This window comes from Pseudomonas reidholzensis (assembly GCF_900536025.1).
Taxonomy (GTDB): Bacteria; Pseudomonadota; Gammaproteobacteria; order Pseudomonadales; family Pseudomonadaceae; genus Aquipseudomonas; species Aquipseudomonas reidholzensis.
In genome coordinates this window covers 121641-137961 of sequence record NZ_UNOZ01000017.1, presented here as the reverse complement: position 1 = coordinate 137961, position 16321 = coordinate 121641, and the positions used below count along the sequence as shown (strand labels likewise).

General features: G+C 57.8%; 12 protein-coding genes and 2 pseudogenes. 11 read left to right on the top strand and 3 right to left on the bottom strand.

Annotated elements, in window-relative coordinates:
* Window positions 1–83: 83 nt before the first annotated feature.
* From CCOS865_RS12930 to arfB, 3 genes are all read left to right on the top strand, one after another.
* The gene (locus tag CCOS865_RS12930) at window positions 84–998 is read left to right on the top strand and encodes a LysR family transcriptional regulator (RefSeq protein WP_119141345.1); all 915 of its coding nucleotides are present in this window, start codon (window positions 84–86) and stop codon (window positions 996–998) included.
* A gap of 72 nt (window positions 999–1070) precedes the next feature.
* Window positions 1071–1571: a GNAT family N-acetyltransferase gene (locus CCOS865_RS12925; protein ID WP_208644526.1), complete on the top strand. Its 501-nt coding sequence runs from the start codon at window positions 1071–1073 to the stop codon at window positions 1569–1571.
* 136 nt (window positions 1572–1707) lie between these two features.
* Entirely contained in the window at window positions 1708–2121 is a 414-nt protein-coding gene (gene arfB / locus CCOS865_RS12920) for an alternative ribosome rescue aminoacyl-tRNA hydrolase ArfB (protein ID WP_119141343.1), read from the top strand.
* Window positions 2122–2277: 156 nt separating this feature from the next.
* Here the strand turns inward: arfB and CCOS865_RS12915 are convergent, their stop codons facing one another.
* Entirely contained in the window at window positions 2278–3375 is a 1098-nt protein-coding gene (locus CCOS865_RS12915) for a tartrate dehydrogenase (RefSeq protein WP_119141341.1), read from the bottom strand.
* Window positions 3376–3471: 96 nt separating this feature from the next.
* Between CCOS865_RS12915 and CCOS865_RS12910 the strand changes: the two genes are divergently transcribed.
* The 3 genes and pseudogenes from CCOS865_RS12910 (at window position 3472) to CCOS865_RS12900 (ending at window position 6398) form a co-directional block, all read left to right on the top strand.
* Window positions 3472–4392 (top strand): LysR family transcriptional regulator, encoded by a 921-nt coding sequence (locus tag CCOS865_RS12910; protein ID WP_119141339.1) that lies wholly within the window; start codon window positions 3472–3474, stop codon window positions 4390–4392.
* A gap of 53 nt (window positions 4393–4445) precedes the next feature.
* Window positions 4446–5207 (top strand): annotated as a pseudogene (locus CCOS865_RS12905) (ABC transporter substrate-binding protein); the annotation flags it as partial.
* A gap of 264 nt (window positions 5208–5471) precedes the next feature.
* Window positions 5472–6398 (top strand): 2-hydroxyacid dehydrogenase, encoded by a 927-nt coding sequence (locus CCOS865_RS12900; protein WP_119141337.1) that lies wholly within the window; start codon window positions 5472–5474, stop codon window positions 6396–6398.
* 52 nt (window positions 6399–6450) lie between these two features.
* On the opposite strand, the gene CCOS865_RS12895 is transcribed toward CCOS865_RS12900, so the two are convergent.
* Window positions 6451–7485, bottom strand: coding sequence for a CobW family GTP-binding protein (locus tag CCOS865_RS12895; protein ID WP_119141335.1), 1035 nt, complete (start codon window positions 7483–7485; stop codon window positions 6451–6453).
* A 9-nt stretch (window positions 7486–7494) separates the two neighbouring features.
* On the bottom strand, window positions 7495–9096 hold the full coding sequence (locus tag CCOS865_RS12890) for an amidohydrolase family protein (protein WP_244216101.1): 1602 nt from the start codon (window positions 9094–9096) through the stop codon (window positions 7495–7497).
* A gap of 493 nt (window positions 9097–9589) precedes the next feature.
* On the opposite strand from CCOS865_RS12890, the gene CCOS865_RS12885 reads away from it, so the two are divergent.
* From CCOS865_RS12885 to CCOS865_RS12870, 5 genes and pseudogenes are all read left to right on the top strand, one after another.
* Window positions 9590–10882, top strand: a complete 1293-nt coding sequence (locus tag CCOS865_RS12885; protein WP_244216100.1) for an MFS transporter — start codon at window positions 9590–9592, stop codon at window positions 10880–10882.
* Window positions 10883–11127: 245 nt separating this feature from the next.
* Entirely contained in the window at window positions 11128–14034 is a 2907-nt protein-coding gene (locus CCOS865_RS12880) for an FAD-binding and (Fe-S)-binding domain-containing protein (RefSeq protein WP_119141636.1), read from the top strand.
* Window positions 14035–14139: 105 nt separating this feature from the next.
* A pseudogene (locus CCOS865_RS28445) lies at window positions 14140–14499 on the top strand (PucR family transcriptional regulator ligand-binding domain-containing protein); the annotation flags it as partial.
* Entirely contained in the window at window positions 14488–15702 is a 1215-nt protein-coding gene (locus CCOS865_RS28440) for a PucR family transcriptional regulator (RefSeq protein WP_341868379.1), read from the top strand. The pseudogene CCOS865_RS28445 and the gene CCOS865_RS28440, both read left to right, overlap by 12 nt.
* A 118-nt stretch (window positions 15703–15820) precedes the next feature.
* Complete coding sequence (locus CCOS865_RS12870) at window positions 15821–16282, top strand: amino acid kinase family protein (protein ID WP_147406510.1); 462 nt, start codon at window positions 15821–15823, stop codon at window positions 16280–16282.
* The last annotated feature ends 39 nt before the right edge of the window (window positions 16283–16321 follow it).

Here is a 16321-nt window from a genome sequence, read left to right as displayed (position 1 = left end):
CAAGCAGCCATCCTAGAGGGCTAGCGGGGGAGCGAATAGACAGCGTATTTTGGGGCTTGCATAAATAATCTTATGGGTAAGGCATGTCACTTATACGACTGAGGACCTTTGTCGAGGTGTACCGGCAACGCTCGATCAGTGGTGCTGCGCGCACGCTTAACCTCACCCAACCTGCGGTTTCCCAGCACATTGCCGGGCTTGAAGCGGCCATTGGCAGGAGCCTGTTCGAGCGACAGGCGCGGGGCGTGGAACCCACGTCGGCAGCGAAAGAACTGGCGGCCGATATCGGTGACAAGCTGGACGATGCGGAAAGCGCGCTGGCTTCAGCAAGGGCTCGCTCCATGGAGCTGGCGGGTGCGCTGCAGGTCATTGGTCACGCTGACTTTCTGGCCGAAGTCATTTCCAGGCAGCTCAGGCCGCTGCTGGAGGAAGGCATTCGCATCCGCATGCAAAGTGGTGACCACGAAACGATTTGCCGCTCGCTCATGGAGGGCGAATGCGACCTCGGTATATCAGCCGCGGCCCCTGCCAACCCTCGGCTTCGCGGTGAGCTCCTGTTCACGGACGAGGTCATTGCCGTGGCTGCCCCAGCGGTCGCCGATCGACTGGCCGCGGCCAAGGATTTCGCCTCGGCCCTGGAGGCTGAGCCGATCCTGGCCTACAGCCTCACCTTGCCACTGATCAGCGACTGGTTAGCGTTGAACGGCATTGAATTGAAGAACGCCATGCCCGCCATGGTCGGGCAGGATCTGAGGACGTTGCGCACGCTGCTGATCGATGGGTTCGGCTGGACTACCCTGCCTGGCTACCTGTGCAGGCCCTGCATCGAGCGGGGCGAGCTGCGAGAGATTCCCGCGCCGGTAGGCCATACGAGCCGTGACTATCATCTGATCTGGACGCCAAGCGCGTTGCGTCAACCGAGGATCGCTCACGCGCGACAGGCATTGTTGTGGCGGCTCAGGGAAGGTAGGCGTACGGAGCCACTGCGCCCCCACTGACTTACTGGTTGCCTCGCAAGGGCGGGCAGTCAAACGAATAGAGCATCCTGATAACCACCGGAGAGGTATCGAATGACGAATGATGAGACCCGTGTCAGCAGGGCCAACGAGGCCGATCTGGAGGGGATTCTAGCGCTTCAGGCCGCGAATCAGGCAGCGCGGGGCGGCTCGCTCGCTGCAAGCCTGCCGCGCTCCCGTGTGGCCGCGATGATGCGTGAAATGCCCATCATCGTCGCGCGTCGCGGTGCACGGGTAACCGGTTTTCTGATGACGACCACGCGGGAGATGAATGCCGATCTGCCGATCGTACAGGCGATGTTCGGCGCTTATCATGGATCATCGGATGCCTATGTCTATGGCCCGATCTGTGTCGGCGAAGAAGAGCGTGGCAAGGGGCTGGCGCAGATGATGTTCGCCGACCTCCGCAGGCTTGAGCCTGGCCGGGAGGGGGTGTTGTTCATTCGTAAAGACAATGAGCCTTCGCTTCGGGCGCACCTGAAGATGGGCATGAAAGAGGTCGCTGGTTTTGTTTTCAATGGTTTTGAATACGCTGTGTTCTCTTACATTGGATAGGCGTCCATATCCGAATAGCACTGCATTGCGGGAATCCCGAGAGACTGGATCTTCCCCCTGATTCAAGAAATTGCGTGTTGTTCTTTGGGAGCGCGGCGAACGCTGTGATAATGGGCGCAATCACAAGGGCGCCGTCATGCTGACCATCTCCAACAACGTGCATCTGCCGGATGCCGACATCGAACTCACCTACATCCGCGCGCAAGGCGCGGGTGGGCAGAATGTCAACAAGGTGTCCAGCGCCGTGCACCTGCGCTTCGACATCCCGGCCTCGTCGCTGCCCGAGTTCTACAAGGAGCGGCTGCTGGCGCTGCGGGACAGTCGCATCACCGGCGACGGCGTATTGATCATCAAGGCGCAGCAGTACCGCACCCAGGAGCAGAACCGTACTGACGCACTGGCGCGTCTTGCCGAGCTGATCATCGCCGCCGGCAAGACCGAGAAGAAACGCCGCCCCACCAAGCCGACCCTTGGCTCGAAGACCCGCCGCCTCGATGGAAAAGCCAGGCGGGGCACTGTCAAGGCGGGTCGGGGCAAGGTGGATTTCTAGTACGGGTGGTGGAGCGTTCCGGCAGTCGGTGACAATCGCGCACGAACGCATCCATGCCAATGCAGTCACCAACACCTCTGACACGTTGATATCAGCTCCTCGGAGCAGTGCAGCCACTTCCTGTCGAACTGCACTGCCTTGGCGCCAAGGCGTTTTCTACGCAGAGCGTTGCACAAGCTCCAGGATCGCTTGGCCCACCTCCTGGGTCGACCGGCTGCCGCCCATGTCTCGCGTGGTGTTGCCCTGAGCGATAACCGTCTCGATCGCTTTGAGGATGTCATCGTGAGCGGCTTGGTAGCGAGCGTCTTCATCACGCTTGCCCAGGAACTCGAGCATCAGAGCGCCCGACCAGATCATGGCGATCGGGTTGGCGATGTTCTTGCCAAAGATATCCGGTGCCGAACCGTGCACGGGTTCGAACAACGATGGGAAGTTGCGCTGCGGATTGAGGTTGGCTGACGGTGCGATACCGATGGTGCCAGCGCAGGCGGGCCCCAGGTCGGACAAGATGTCGCCAAACAGGTTGGAAGCAACCACCACATCGAAGCGTTCTGGCTGCAACACGAAGCGAGCGCAGAGGATATCGATGTGCTGCTTGTCCCAGCTGATTTGCGGATACTGCGAGGCCATGGCGGCGGTGCGCTCGTCCCAATAAGGCATGCTCACTGCCATCCCGTTGGACTTGGTAGCCGAGGTGACGTGTTTGCGGTCCCGGGTCTGGGCGACTTCAAACGCATATTTCAGAATCCGATCAACGCCCCGACGGGTAAACACCGATTCCTGCAGCACAAACTCGTTTTCGCTGCCTTCGAACATGCGTCCGCCAAGGGAGGAGTACTCGCCTTCGGTGTTTTCGCGGATCACGACGAAGTCGATATCACCAGGCTTCTTGTTGGCGAGCGGGCAGGGCACGCCAGGGAACAGGCGCACCGGGCGGATGTTCACGTACTGGTCGAAATCGCGACGGAATTTCAGCAGCGAGCCCCAGAGGGAGATGTGGTCGGGTACCTTGTCGGGCCAACCTACTGCACCGAAGTAGATCGCATCAAATCCTTGGAGCTGTTGGAACCAGTCCTCCGGCATCATGGATCCATGGGCCAGGTAGTAGTCGCAGCTGGCCCATTCAAAGAACTCGATTTGCAGGTCAAGACCGTGCTTGCGGGCCGCAGCTTGTACGACCCGAATGCCCTCTGGGAGCACTTCGTTACCGATACCATCACCGGGAATGGCGGCGATCTTGAATGGCTTGCTCATTGGAAACCTCACTTGGTTAACACGCTGGTGAGGCCATGCTATAAGCTAGGTGCGCGGTGATAATCCCCTGTCTCGTTTATTCTTTTTAAGCAAAACGTGAATAATCTTCCTAGCCTCGACGACCTCAATATTTTCCTCCAAGTGGCCAAGCGCGCCAGTTTCAGCGCCGTGGCCGAAGAACTCGGGATGTCTGCCGCATTTGTCAGCAAACGCATCCGAGCGCTGGAGGAGGATCTGGGAGTACGCCTGTTTCACCGAACCACTCGGCGGGTAACCATCAGTGAAGAGGGTGAAAGGGTTTACCTGTGGGCGCTGCAAATCCTCGAAACGCTGCAGCAGATGGGTGATCAACTCAGCGCGAGCAAACGGGAACCTGCCGGCCAGCTCCGCATCGCTAGTAGCCTGGGCCTTGGGCGCCGCTACGTTGCGCCGGCCCTGTCCGAACTTGCCGCTCGGTATCCGCGATTGGATATTCGTCTGGACGTGCACGACCGCCTGGTCGACCTGGTTGCCGAGGGTGTCGATCTGGATATTCGGGTGGGAAATGCCATTGCGCCCAACCTGATCGCCAAGCCCCTGGCTCGCAACCGTCGTGTACTGTGCGCATCTCCTGAGTACCTGGAGCGCCGTGGCAAGCCCCGTGCTCTGGCGGATCTGGCCAGCCATGATTGCCTTGTGATCAAGGAGCGGGATCATCCCTTTGGCCTGTGGCACCTGCGGGGGCCGGAGGGTGAGGAAACGGTGAGGGTGAGAGGCGGACTCTCGACCAACCACGGAGAGGTGGCCCACCAGTGGTGCCTCGACGGTCGCGGCATTTTGCTGCGTTCCTGGTGGGATGTTCATGATTGTCTGGCCAGCGGGCAATTGGTTCAGGTACTTGAAAGCTATCAGCAGGATGCTGATATCTGGGCGGTCTACACCTCCCGCCTGGAAGGTTCTGCGAAGGTGCGTGTCGCGGTGGAGTTCTTCCGTCAGTATTTCGCCGAGCGCTATCAGTTACCGGCTGCACGGGGTTAGGTTGAAATCTTCCCTACGCAGGGTAGGACATAGAGCATTTAGCTCAAGACACTGATGGCCTGTTCGAACAGCTCGACTATGAGCGACTGGGCATCAAGGAACCGCTGGTTGAGGGGGCTAAAAGTGATTGCGGTGTAGGTATCTTCGTCTGGTCAAATGTGCTGGCTTACAACGCAGATAAGTTAAAAACGGCCCCGCAGGGTTGGAAGGACTTTTGGGACCTGAAGAAATTTCCTGGAAAGCGCAGCCTTAGAAAGTCTGCCCGTGGCGCTTTGGAGTTTGCGCTGATGGCCGATGGCGTCGCGCCTTCTGACGTCTACAAGGTGCTATCAACGCCGGCGGGTGTAGACCGTGCGTTCGCCAAGCTTGATGAAATCAAATCCAGTATTCAATGGTGGGAAGCGGGTGCTCAACCGCCGCAATACCTGATGGCGGGCGATGTTGTGATGAGTTCAGCGTACAACGGACGCATCCATGCCGCCAAAACCAGCGGCGCCAACCTCAGGGTCGTCTGGGATGGAAATCTGTACCAGTTCGATGCTTGGGCCATTCCGAAGGGGACGCCCAGTATGGATGCGGCCTATCAATTCATTTCCTTTGCCATGCGCCCCGAACAGCAGAAGCTGTATACCGAGAAGATGGCCTACGGCCCGTCGAACACGGCCGCAGTTGCGATGTTGGACAAGGATCTGGTTGCCGATTTACCCACCACGCCTGCCAACATGAAGAGCGGCCTTCAAATGGACGTGGCATTCTGGTTAGATCACGGGGAAGCGCTGGAGGAGCGTTTCATTGCCTGGTCAAGTCGCCAGTAAAATAGCGGGAGCCAGTCGCAGTTATTGACTGTGGCTGGTTTATTTGTTTTTCGGTTAACCGTCTGCCGTCATGCTGAACCCTCCATCTTACGTACCCTCTTTATTTGTTACACGGGGGTTGGAATTGCTCACAGGTTGCCGGTACTGGCGAGGTGGAACTACCGATCCGGAGTACGAGGAAAACAGGTTTTTCTCGTGCGTTCATGCGAAGGAATCCAGCCAGTACGGGGGCACCCTGTCAGCTCTGAAAATCAGGAGCTAGACATGTGTATTCTCTACATGGCCGAGCCCAGCAGTGCAGCTGAATGGCGTCAGGCTTTTCTGGAACGTGCCCCCGAGCTTCAGTTTCGCGAGTGGCCCGAGGTGGGTGATGCTCGTGAGGTGCAGTACCTCATTGCCTGGAAGCCGATGCCGCAACTGATGGAGCAGTTTCCCAATTTGAAGGTGCTGTACTCAGCGGGGGCAGGCGTCGATCAGTTCGACCTGTCAGATCTGCCCGACCACGTTTCGCTGGTCAGGCTTGTCGACGGCGCCATGGCTGAGATCATGGCCGAGTACGTGATTTTTGCCGTGCTTGCCTTGCATCGTGACATCCTTGACTACCAAATCAGCCAGCGCGATCGCGTGTGGGCGCCTTTGCCCATCATCCCAGCTTACGAGCGCCGAGTGGGTGTCATGGGGCTTGGAAACCTGGGCCAGCTAGCCCTTGAGCGTTTGCAGCCACTGGGCTTTCAAATCAGCGCATGGAACCGCTCCCCTAAAGAGGTGCCTGGGAGCCGCTGCTTCGTCGGCGTTGACCAATTGCATGCGTTTCTCGGCCAATGCGACATCCTGATAAACCTGTTGCCACTTACGCCCGAAACCACTGGAATCTTGAACGCCAGCACTTTCGCTGCGCTACCCGAGGGGGCAGGGATCGTGAATGTCGGTCGTGGGGCTCATGTCGTCGAGAAGGATCTTTTGACGGCACTCGATACTGGCAGGGTAGGAGGGGCGGTGTTGGATGTTCTCGATCAAGAACCTCCTCAACCTGAGCATCCTTTCTGGCGGCACCCCCGTGTGCTCCTGACACCTCATATCGCCAGCAATGTCCAGGTCAAAGGTGCAGTTGATGTGGTGGTGCGAAATCTCGATCGAGCGTGTAAAGGGCTGCCGTTGATGAACACCGTGGATCGCAGCAAAGGCTATTGAAGGCAATTTCGAGGTCGAGAGAGGGAGGCCCTGATGAGCCTCCTTCGTCGTTTTAGTGGCCGCCCAAGTATGCGTCTCGCACTTCTTGGTTACCCAGCAGTTCTTTCTCCCGCGTTGATATGCACCAGTTGATCGTAAAGGGGGAAGGAATCTGCGACAGCGCTTCCAGGGCGCAATCTTGCGTAATGAAAATGGCTACGGAGCGGCCTGAAGGTGGGGTGCGAAGTAGTCGGGGGGCCGAGAACGCTGTTCCGACGGTTTGCATCAGCAGGTCGCGCTCAGCGGTGGAAATCAGAGCTTTGCACCGTAGGAGCTTTTCTCCCAGGCTGCCTGTGACGTTCTCCAGCCAGTCGATAGCATCACCTGGATCGGGCTCTGCCAGTTGGGCCTGGTAGACGTGGATGCGTGGATGGGCGGAGGCAAGCACCAGTTTGCGCTGGGGTAAAGAGGTGCCCAGCGGGCGCTGTGAGGCATTCAGAAATGCTTTGTGGCTCCGAATGTGTTGCGATTGCTCGTCGATGATGGTCGCAAACGGATTGATGCGCTCTACCGTGACGCGAGCAATGTCCAGTGCATCTTTATCAACAGTATCAACCTTGGTGAGCACCACGGAATTGGCCGCACTGAGTTGCGCGGCGACTGCATCAAATTGCGCTCCGGCTAGCGGAGGGCGGCTGCAGTCGTACATGCAGATGATTGACACCACCATCTGCATATGTGCCAACCCCGCCAATGAGCGCACTACCTCTCCTGGCATGGACAAGCCACTGCATTCGAGGATGATGCGCTCAAACGGAGGAAGATCCATCCGTGCCCTGGTCTCAACGAGATCTTGGACGGTTGCAACAAGGTCATTCCCGAGGCTGCAGCACACGCAGCCATTGCTCAGTGTCTCAATGACCAGTCCGTTTGCAGATTCGACAAGTACGGCACCGTCGATATTGACGGCCCCGGCTTCGTTGACGATCACCGCAGTCCCTGATCCTGTGTCGTCCTGATGGAGGAGATGCTCCAGCAGGGTGGTTTTGCCGCTGCCTAGCGGGCCGGTCAGAATGACGAAGTCGATACCGCGGGATGGGGGAATCATCTAGTCCTCCTAGGCGGTGGGTTTCTGTTCGCCGCTCCACGTTTCACCCACCATCTGGCGAACATCGGAGAGTAGCTCTTCGGTGTCGAAAACCACGCCACCTTTGATGGTGTAGTCCAGGCAGCGCCTGCGCTCTGCGACGTTGGTATCATCGTTGAGACGGATTGCGCCGGTACCGTAGAGCAGTTTGAAATCGGCCATCGGGTTCTGATTGTGGATGAGGATGTCTGCTTCCTTTCCAACCTCCAGGGTGCCAGTCTTATGTTCGATGCCTAGGAGTTCAGCGCCTTGCAGCGTTGCTGCCCGGAGCACCTCTTGAGGGGTAAAGCCCGCCTCCTGCAGTAGCTCAAGTTCGCGCACATAGCCGAAGCCGTAGATTTGGAACATGAAGCCGGAGTCGCTGCCGGGGCATACGCGACCACCGCGGTTCTTGTACTCGTTGAGGAATTGCATCCAGATCCTGAAACTTTCTTTCCACTCCAGCTCGTTCTTGGTCGACCAGCGGAAAAAGTAGGCGCCATGGCCTCCGCGCTGAGGCTGGAAGTAGTTCCAGGAAGTGCTGTCGGTGTACGCCTCGTGCCAGTCTGCACGGCGCGCCCGCATGACATCTCGGTTGCTGTCGTACACGTTCATGGTGGGAACGAACGTGTGGCCAGCGGCCAGGAATGCTTCGAGTACCTCATTCCATTTTGGGCTTCCTGGCTGGGTGGCCTGTAGAAAAGTTCTGCCCGCGGTAGCGAAACGGATGTACTCGTCGTTGTAGTTGTAGTCGTCATCGATGAATTGCAGCGTGCTGCCTTCCATCAGGGCCTCAGGAAGGCCATAAGCGTGCTCGGTGCTGGTCAGGCCCCATTTGGCAGTCTTGAGTGCGTTCATTCGCCCGACGGAGAGCTGGGCATGGTGACAGCACGTCTTCAGGCCGAGCGTTTTGCACTCATCTAGCGCCGCTTCCATGATTGCGGGAGGAGATCCGAAGAACTTCACCCCGCAGGCGCCCTTGTCTCGAACCTGGCGCAGCCATTCGCGCCCTTGTTCCGGGCTGTAAATCACCTTCAGGTAATCGTTAACCGCAGGAAAGTAGACATAAGGGTACAGGTTGGGTGCACTGATCGCGTTTTCTGCGGCGGCCTGCTGCTGCTCGCACGTCCAGGCGAGGCCATTCATGCATCCGGCTTCTCTGACCGAAGTGACGCCATGCGCCAGCCATAGCTTGTACACGTAGTCGGCAGGCAGCATCTCTCCACTCTCGGCATGGAACGGGGTACCGATATGGGCATGACAGTCGATGAAGCCCGGTGTGGCGAACTTGCCGTGACAGTCAATCTCTCGTACGCCTTTGGCCGGGCGGCGAGCTGGATGGATAGGAAGGCCAGGCACTCCGACTGCGGCGATCTCAGCGATGAGGCCGTTTTCGATGACGATATCGGCAGGCCCCCACGGCGGTGCCCCTGTACCGTCGATAACGGTAATGCCGCGAAGCACCAAGCGATGATATGGCCCGGAGCCTCGCTCATTGCTTGTGGCGGGCGTCACCTGACCAAGGCCTTTCTTGGCAAAGCCGGCAACCATCTCCTCACCGACCTCGATGGGTGTAGCGGGGCTCGTCTTCACATTGCCTCCTGTTGTTGTAATGGGTAGCCGCACGGCTTTTGCGGCGTCTGTGGGAGCGAATGCTGGCTCACGCAGCAGTCTAGATACTGATGCGGGGTCGCTCTCGGTGGGTGCTGATGGTCAGCAGCCCCAGGCAGATGGGCAGTAAGCAAATTGGCCTGAATCTGTTGTGGTGAGTAAGAAGTCACCGTTGTTCGGGCTCGAGAAGGGGTAGCTCAGCTGGCCCGTTAGCGCGGCTGAAATTCCCAGCTGGATGCAGTGCCCCTTGCAGTCAATCGTATCCGTGAAGCGCTGATGTTTCTTAATGCTCGAAATGCGATCAGGGTGGCCAGAATTCCATCTCCAGGTAGGTAGGCGCGCGAAAAATAGGAATCCATTGGCTCGAATTCCTATTTTGGTGTGGTAGTCAGTCGCCTTTCGCGGGCGCTCAATGGACGAACCCTAATACAACGACAAAAGCGCGGCTTTCACAGAAGGCTCAGGGGATCCGAAAATGAGTGCAGTAAGTTTAGATGTTGGTCATGGAGTGGGTGCGAACGCGATGCGGCGAAAAGCCATCATCGCTACTGTTCTAGGGAATGGATTCGAGTGGTTTGACTTCATGGTGTATGGCTTCTTCGCCATCATCATCGGCAAGCTGTTTTTCCCTACCGGAGATGACTTGACGTCATTGATGCTCTCGGCGGCGACCTTTGGTGTCGGCTTCTTGGTTCGGCCTGTGGGTGGTGTTCTGATTGGTATCTATTCAGATCGCTATGGTCGCAAGGGGGCGCTGTCGCTCACCATCATCTTGATGGGGATCGGTACCGCCATGATTGGTCTGGCGCCAACCTACGAGCAGGCGGGCATGCTGGCTCCTTGCATCATTGTCTTTGCCAGGCTGCTGCAGGGCATTTCCGCAGGTGGTGAAATGGGTGCGGCGACTGCCTATCTCACTGAACAGGCTCCAGAAGGGAAGAAGGCGTACTACTCCAGCTGGATTCAAACCAGTATCGGCTTTGCCGTGCTGTTAGGTGCCTGCTTCGGTACCGGTATCACCTTGGGTCTGAGCCCTGAAGAGGTCGAGAGCTGGGGGTGGCGGATTCCTTTCCTGTTTGGCATCTTGATCGGCCCGATCGGCTACTTCATTCGCCGCAACCTGCATGAGTCGCCTGTGTTCGAGGAGTCTTCGGATCTGACAGAGACGCCGTTGCGCGATGTGCTTCGTGATTATCCGTGGCAAGCGGTCGCCAGCTTCTCCATGATCGTGCTGTGGACGGTGTGCATTTACGTGATCCTTTTCTACATGCCCACCTATTCGGTGAAGGTGCTCAAGCTTCCGCAGTCGGCATCGTTCATTGCAGCAATGGTGGGAGGTGGGGTGATCACCTTCTGCTCGCCAATTACCGGGTGGGTCTCGGACAAGATCGGTCGCAAGTATCTGTTGGTGGGGGCGTCCGCGGCGATGTTGCTGTTGGCTTGGCCGATGTTCAACATGATCGCTAGCGCGCCGTCGTTGTATACGCTGTGCGTGTTCCAAGCTGTATTTGGTGTGCTGATTGCGGTCTACACCGGCCCTATCCTGGCTGCGCTGTCTGAAACCTTCCCGGCCAAGGTGCTTTCCACCGGACTGTCGCTGGCCTACAACCTGGCGGTGATGACGTTCGGCGGGTTCGCCTCGCTGATTCTGACTTGGCTGATCAGTGTGACGGGCACGGTTACTGCACCTGCCTTCTACGTGATGATTGCTGCTGCGTTCAGTCTGATGGGTGTCCTGCTTGGCTACAGGCAGCCGGGTCGACGCTGATTACCAAGAGGCCCCAGGTCGCTAGCAGGCGATCTGGGGCTTTTGCGTTGTCGGGCAGGGCGCTGATCCAGGTTGCCTGCTATTCCTTCTCAGAGAAGGATAAATTGGCAAATTCTTCCTATTCTGAGTGGGTAGAGCCGGATGGGCTCTCGGCTTACAGTAACTAACGTCCGTCGCTCTACCTTGTTTGCTTCCAGTAGAGCCGTCGCGTTCCCGTGCTGATGATCGAGACCAGGCTTCTCCCAATGACAAAAAATAATCCTATCCCGTTCGACCTCAACCTCTTGTTGAACCTGCGCTCCAAGCTCGAGGCTCAAACGTCGGCAGAGGTTCGATTCGATGCCGCCACGCGCGCAATCTATGCCTCTGAAGCCTCGAACTATCGTCAGTTGCCCATCGGGATCGTGATTCCCAGGAACGTCGACGATATCGTGACTACGGTGCGCCTCTGTATGGAGGCTGGCATTCCGATCTTGCCGCGAGGCGCTGGCACCTCCATGTGCGGCCAGGCGGTGAACGCCGCTGTCGTGATCGATGCTTCCAAGTACCTGCATGCCATCCATGAAATTGACCCAGCAAGGCGTCTGGCCAGGGTTGAGCCAGGTGTGATCTGCGACCAGTTGAAGGGTGAAGCGGCCAAGGTGGGGCTGACGTTCGGCCCGGATCCGGCTACCCACAGCCGTTGCACGTTGGGTGGGATGATTGGCAACAACTCCTGCGGCGCGCATTCGGTCATGGCGGGTAAAACGGTCGAGAACGTCGAGCGTCTGGAAATCCTCACCTATGATGGCGAGCGGTTCTGGGTAGGGCCCACTGATGAAGCAACCTACCAGGAGCACATCAAGGCGGGTGGTCGGCGCGCAGAAATCGTCCGTGGGCTTAAACAGCTGGTCGACCGCAACGAAGAGCAGATTCGTGAAGGATTCCCGAAGCTCAAGCGTCGTGTCTCGGGCTACAACCTCGATCAGCTTCTGCCGGAAAACGGTTTCAACATTGCCCGTGCGCTGGTAGGTGTTGAAGGCACCTGTGTCACCGTCCTGCAGGCCGAAACAATCCTGGTGAAAAACCCAACGCATCGCGTGCTGGTCGTGCTGGGGTACGAAGACATTTACTACGCCGCTGACTCGGTGCCTCAACTGCTGCCCCTCAATCCTATCGCGATGGAAGGATTGGATGACGGCATCATTGACGGTCTCAAAGTCCGTGGCATGAAGCTCGCTGATATTGAAGAGCTGCCGGCTGGCAACGCTTGGTTGATGATCGAGTTTGGTGCCCTGTCGACTGAGGAAGCGGTTGCGTTCGCGCAGAACGCTGTCGCCATTGCGCCACAGTTGCCGGGGCGTCCAAGTGTGCGCTTGGTGACTGATGCGGGGCTGATGAATCGGATCTGGACAATTCGTGAGACGGGGGCATCGGCGACCTCGCTCGGTCTGGATCCCAATGAGCCTGATCCTGTTGTCGGCTGGGAGGATGCCGCGGTGGAGCCTGAACACCTCGGCAAATACCTTCGCGAATTCAAGGCCCTTGTCAGCAGCTACGGTTACAAGACAAACCTTTACGGCCACTTCGGTGACGGCTGCATTCATTCACGCATTACCTTCGACCTGAAATCGCAGGATGGCCTGGATAACTGGCGCGCCTTCCTGGATGAGGCCGCTCACCTGGTTGTGCGCTATGGCGGTTCGCTCTCTGGCGAGCATGGTGATGGCCAGGCGAAGGGCGAATACCTTCGCATCATGTACTCCGACGAGATCATGAATGCCTTTGCAGAATTCAAGGCTATCTGGGATCCGTTGAACAAGATGAACCCGGGCAAGCTCATCCACGCCATGCCTGTGGATGCCAACCTGCGACTGGGCCCGGACTATGAGCGCCGTGATATCCCGAGCCAATTCACCTATGACGCCCGTCTGGGTGACAAGGGCCTCGCCCGCGAGACCGAGCGCTGCATCGGGATGGGTAAGTGCCGCTCGCTGGATGGCGGCACAATGTGCCCCAGCTTCAGGGCTACGCGAGAAGAGAAGTACTCCACCCGCGGTCGTGCTCGGTTGTTCTTCGAGCTGTTGAAGGGCGATGTCATCGAGGATGCGTGGCAGAACGAAGAGGTCAAAGACTCCCTTGATCTGTGCTTGAGCTGCAAAGGCTGCAAGACCGATTGCCCCACCAACGTGAACATCGCCAGGTACAAAACGGAGTTCCTCAATCGCTACTACAGCGAAAAGCGTCGTCCGCTGATGGACGCCATGATCGGTCGTATCGGTGAGTGGTTGCCTCACGCAACCAAGCTCTCGCCCGTGCTCAACTACGCCATGGGGAATCCATTGGTGCGTACGGCAGGCGCCTACTTCGGTCTGGCGCGTGAGGCCAAGTTTCCGAAGATTGCCGCCAAGAGCTTCCGCAGTGGCGCCACGGCCAAGCGCATCTTGAAGAATGAAGGGTCAAGCGCTGGCACCGAGGTGCTGCTGTGGGTCGACAGCTTCAACAACGGATTCACGCCCAAGGTGCTTGAGGCCGGCGTGACGGTGCTCGAAGCGCTGGGCTTTACCGTGAAGTTGATGAAGCGCCATGTGTGCTGCGGCCGGCCGTACTACGACGTCGGGATGATTGATCAGGCCAAGTCCAACCTTGAGCAGATTCTTGATCAGCTGGAGCCGGTGCTCGACGAGGGCCTGCCAGTCATCGTGCTTGAGCCGAGCTGTTTGTCGGTATTCCGAGATGAGATGCCGGGCCTGTTCCCGACAGATCAGCGCGCCAAGAAGCTTGAGAAATCGATCATGACCTTGAGTGAGTTCATCAAGGGGCGTGGGCTTGAGTTGCCTTCGATTGATGAGGACATACGCATCCACGGCCACTGCCACCAGAAGTCGTGTGGCGGCATGGGAGGAGAGCAGGGCGTTCTGGAAAAACTGGGCGGCAAGGGGCGGGTGATTGCTGCAGGTTGCTGCGGGGTGGCAGGCGCTTACGCTTACCACAGCAAGACCGCTCCGATTGCGAAAATTATCGGTGAGAAAGAGTTCAAGCCTCATCTCGATAAAATTCCTCAGGAAGCGACTGTCGTGGCGGATGGGTTCAGTTGCCGCGGACAAATTCGGAGCGTGAGTGGCAGGGAACCGCTGCACCTGGCTGAGTATCTTGCCAAAATTCTGGGCTAGTGGTGCCAGGCGCGGCATCCTCAGCCTTCTGGCTGCTATGGTCGATCGGGCCTGGCAGCCATTGAATGCCGTCGTGTTGTTATTTTTGAGTGGGATAGGTAGGCCATGAAACTCGATGCAGCGATAGAAAACACAGTGTTACGCGAGGCTACGGTGGTGGCAGGTGAAGCCGCCATGGATCGCGAAATCACCTGGGTTCACATCGTCGATCACCCTGAGATCACCAATTGGTTGAAGCCCGGCGAACTTCTGTTGACGACGGGCTACAACTGGCCGGTTGATGACGAGTAATGCCGGGTCATGGTGCGCCGGCTGAGCGAAATCGGTTTGGCGGGTGTAGTGCTCGCTGTGCCGCATTTTCGAGAACACTTCACCCAAGCTGCTATCGATGAAGCGAACCGCTGTCACCTGCCATTGCTCGAGTTACCGTGGGAAATTCAGTTCAGCGAGATCATGCATGACGTGTTGGCTCGGATCATCAATATCCAGGCCGAGACCATCCGTCGTTCAGACCATATCCATCGTACCTTGACCGAGGCTGCCCTGGAGGGAAACAACCTCGAGGGGCTGGCGAAGGCCTTGTATTCGGCTCTAGACAAGAATGCAACGGTTGTATCGATTGATGGCACCGTTCTAGGGGCCTCAGACCCTGCAATCGATGAAACGGTCGAGCGGGCGCTGGTCAAAAAGCTCACGGAGCTTGAGTCGCTTTCGGATTTTTTTGAGTCCAACGCGCCAAAAGTTGTGAGCGAGGGTGTGGAGCGTCCGAGGCTGGGGGGGGCCATCAGACTTCGCGGCGAAGTGATGGGCATTGTCTGGTTGCACAGTGAGCAAGCGGGCTTTGAGGAATTGGATTCGCGTGCGCTCGAGCATGCGGCAGTCATCGCGGCTTTGCATCTCACCTACCAGCGGCAGTTGTCTGATCAGGAAACTCGACTGGGTTATGCCTTCGTCGCGGGTCTGTTGGAGGGGAAATTTTCGGCCACGCCGAGCGCAATCGAGCGCGCACAAGCCTCCGGGTGGGGGGAGAATCGGAACTATCGTGTGTGCCTGGTTCTGCTGAATGAGCCTATCCCACTGTCGGTGGAGGGTTTCAATCGGCGAATCAAGATTGCCGACAAGATTGCTCAGACGATGCAGGGCATGGGCATCGCTCCACTCGTGTCGGTCTCGCTCAATCAGGTTAGTTTCCTGCTGCCCGCAGAAAACTCACCTGACGCTGTCTGGCGGTCGGTGCGCACCGAAGGCAGTGCCATGGCTGTCAGTCGTGTGCATCAGGGCGTAACGGGAATGGCTCAAGGGGCGGAAGACGTATTGGCGCTTCTGCCTCTGCTCAAGCCCGGCAAGCTGCATGATTTTGACGAGGTGCTTTTCCCGAGGGCGCTCATGGGTGATTCGGATGCCCGGCGCTTGTTGATGGAGAAGCTCATTGAACCGCTGGGTAACCCTAAGCGTGGCAACGCCTTGATTGACACGGTGCTGACGCTGGCCCGAGAAGGTTTCCAGTTACTCAACACTGCCAAGGCCCTTGAAATCCATATCAGTACGCTTCGCTATCGGGTAGAGCGTATCGAATCGATGCTAGGCATCTCGTTGGACAATCCGGACGATAAGTTCAAGTTGCAGGTGGCTGCGCAGATGTATGTGTTGGCGGCTGACGATAAATAATAATTGGCTTGTCAATTGAGACGCGCCTTCAAGAGGGGCTGCGTTTTTTTGGCAGAAGGAACGTAGTGTGACTGGGCGAGTGTTGAAGACTTCATGTGGTGTGCATCTGGTGTCGCAGATGGAAAGCAGCTTGATTGATCCGAAGGGCAAGGTTATTCAGCAGGCGCTGATGGATCTTGCCAGGACCGCGATTACCCTGAAGCGTGCAGGCCATCGCGTGGTGGTGGCGGTGGGCGAGCCTCCAAATGCGAGGGGTGATTACCCAGGTGATCAGGTTTACCGAGCGGGGTATGCATCGATGGTCGTTTCACAGACCAAACTCATGTCGGAGTGGAAGAACTGTTTTGACAGTTGCAGTGAGTTGGCCGCTCAGGTCTTGGTCGATGCGGTGATTTTTCATAACAAGCACCGAGCGCAGCAACTGGCAGATGTCCTCACCGAACTGACCGATATGGGCGTGATTCCGATCGTGGGGCTCAGCGCCGCTGGGCGAGGTGTCGGAAGCTCACTTCTCGATACCTTCCTGCTCGGTTTACTGGATAAGCCGCCCGTTACAGCACGCGCCAAGGCGGCTGTCTGAATCTGCCAAGTGGGTCTGAGCAGGTGCGGCCACCCGATA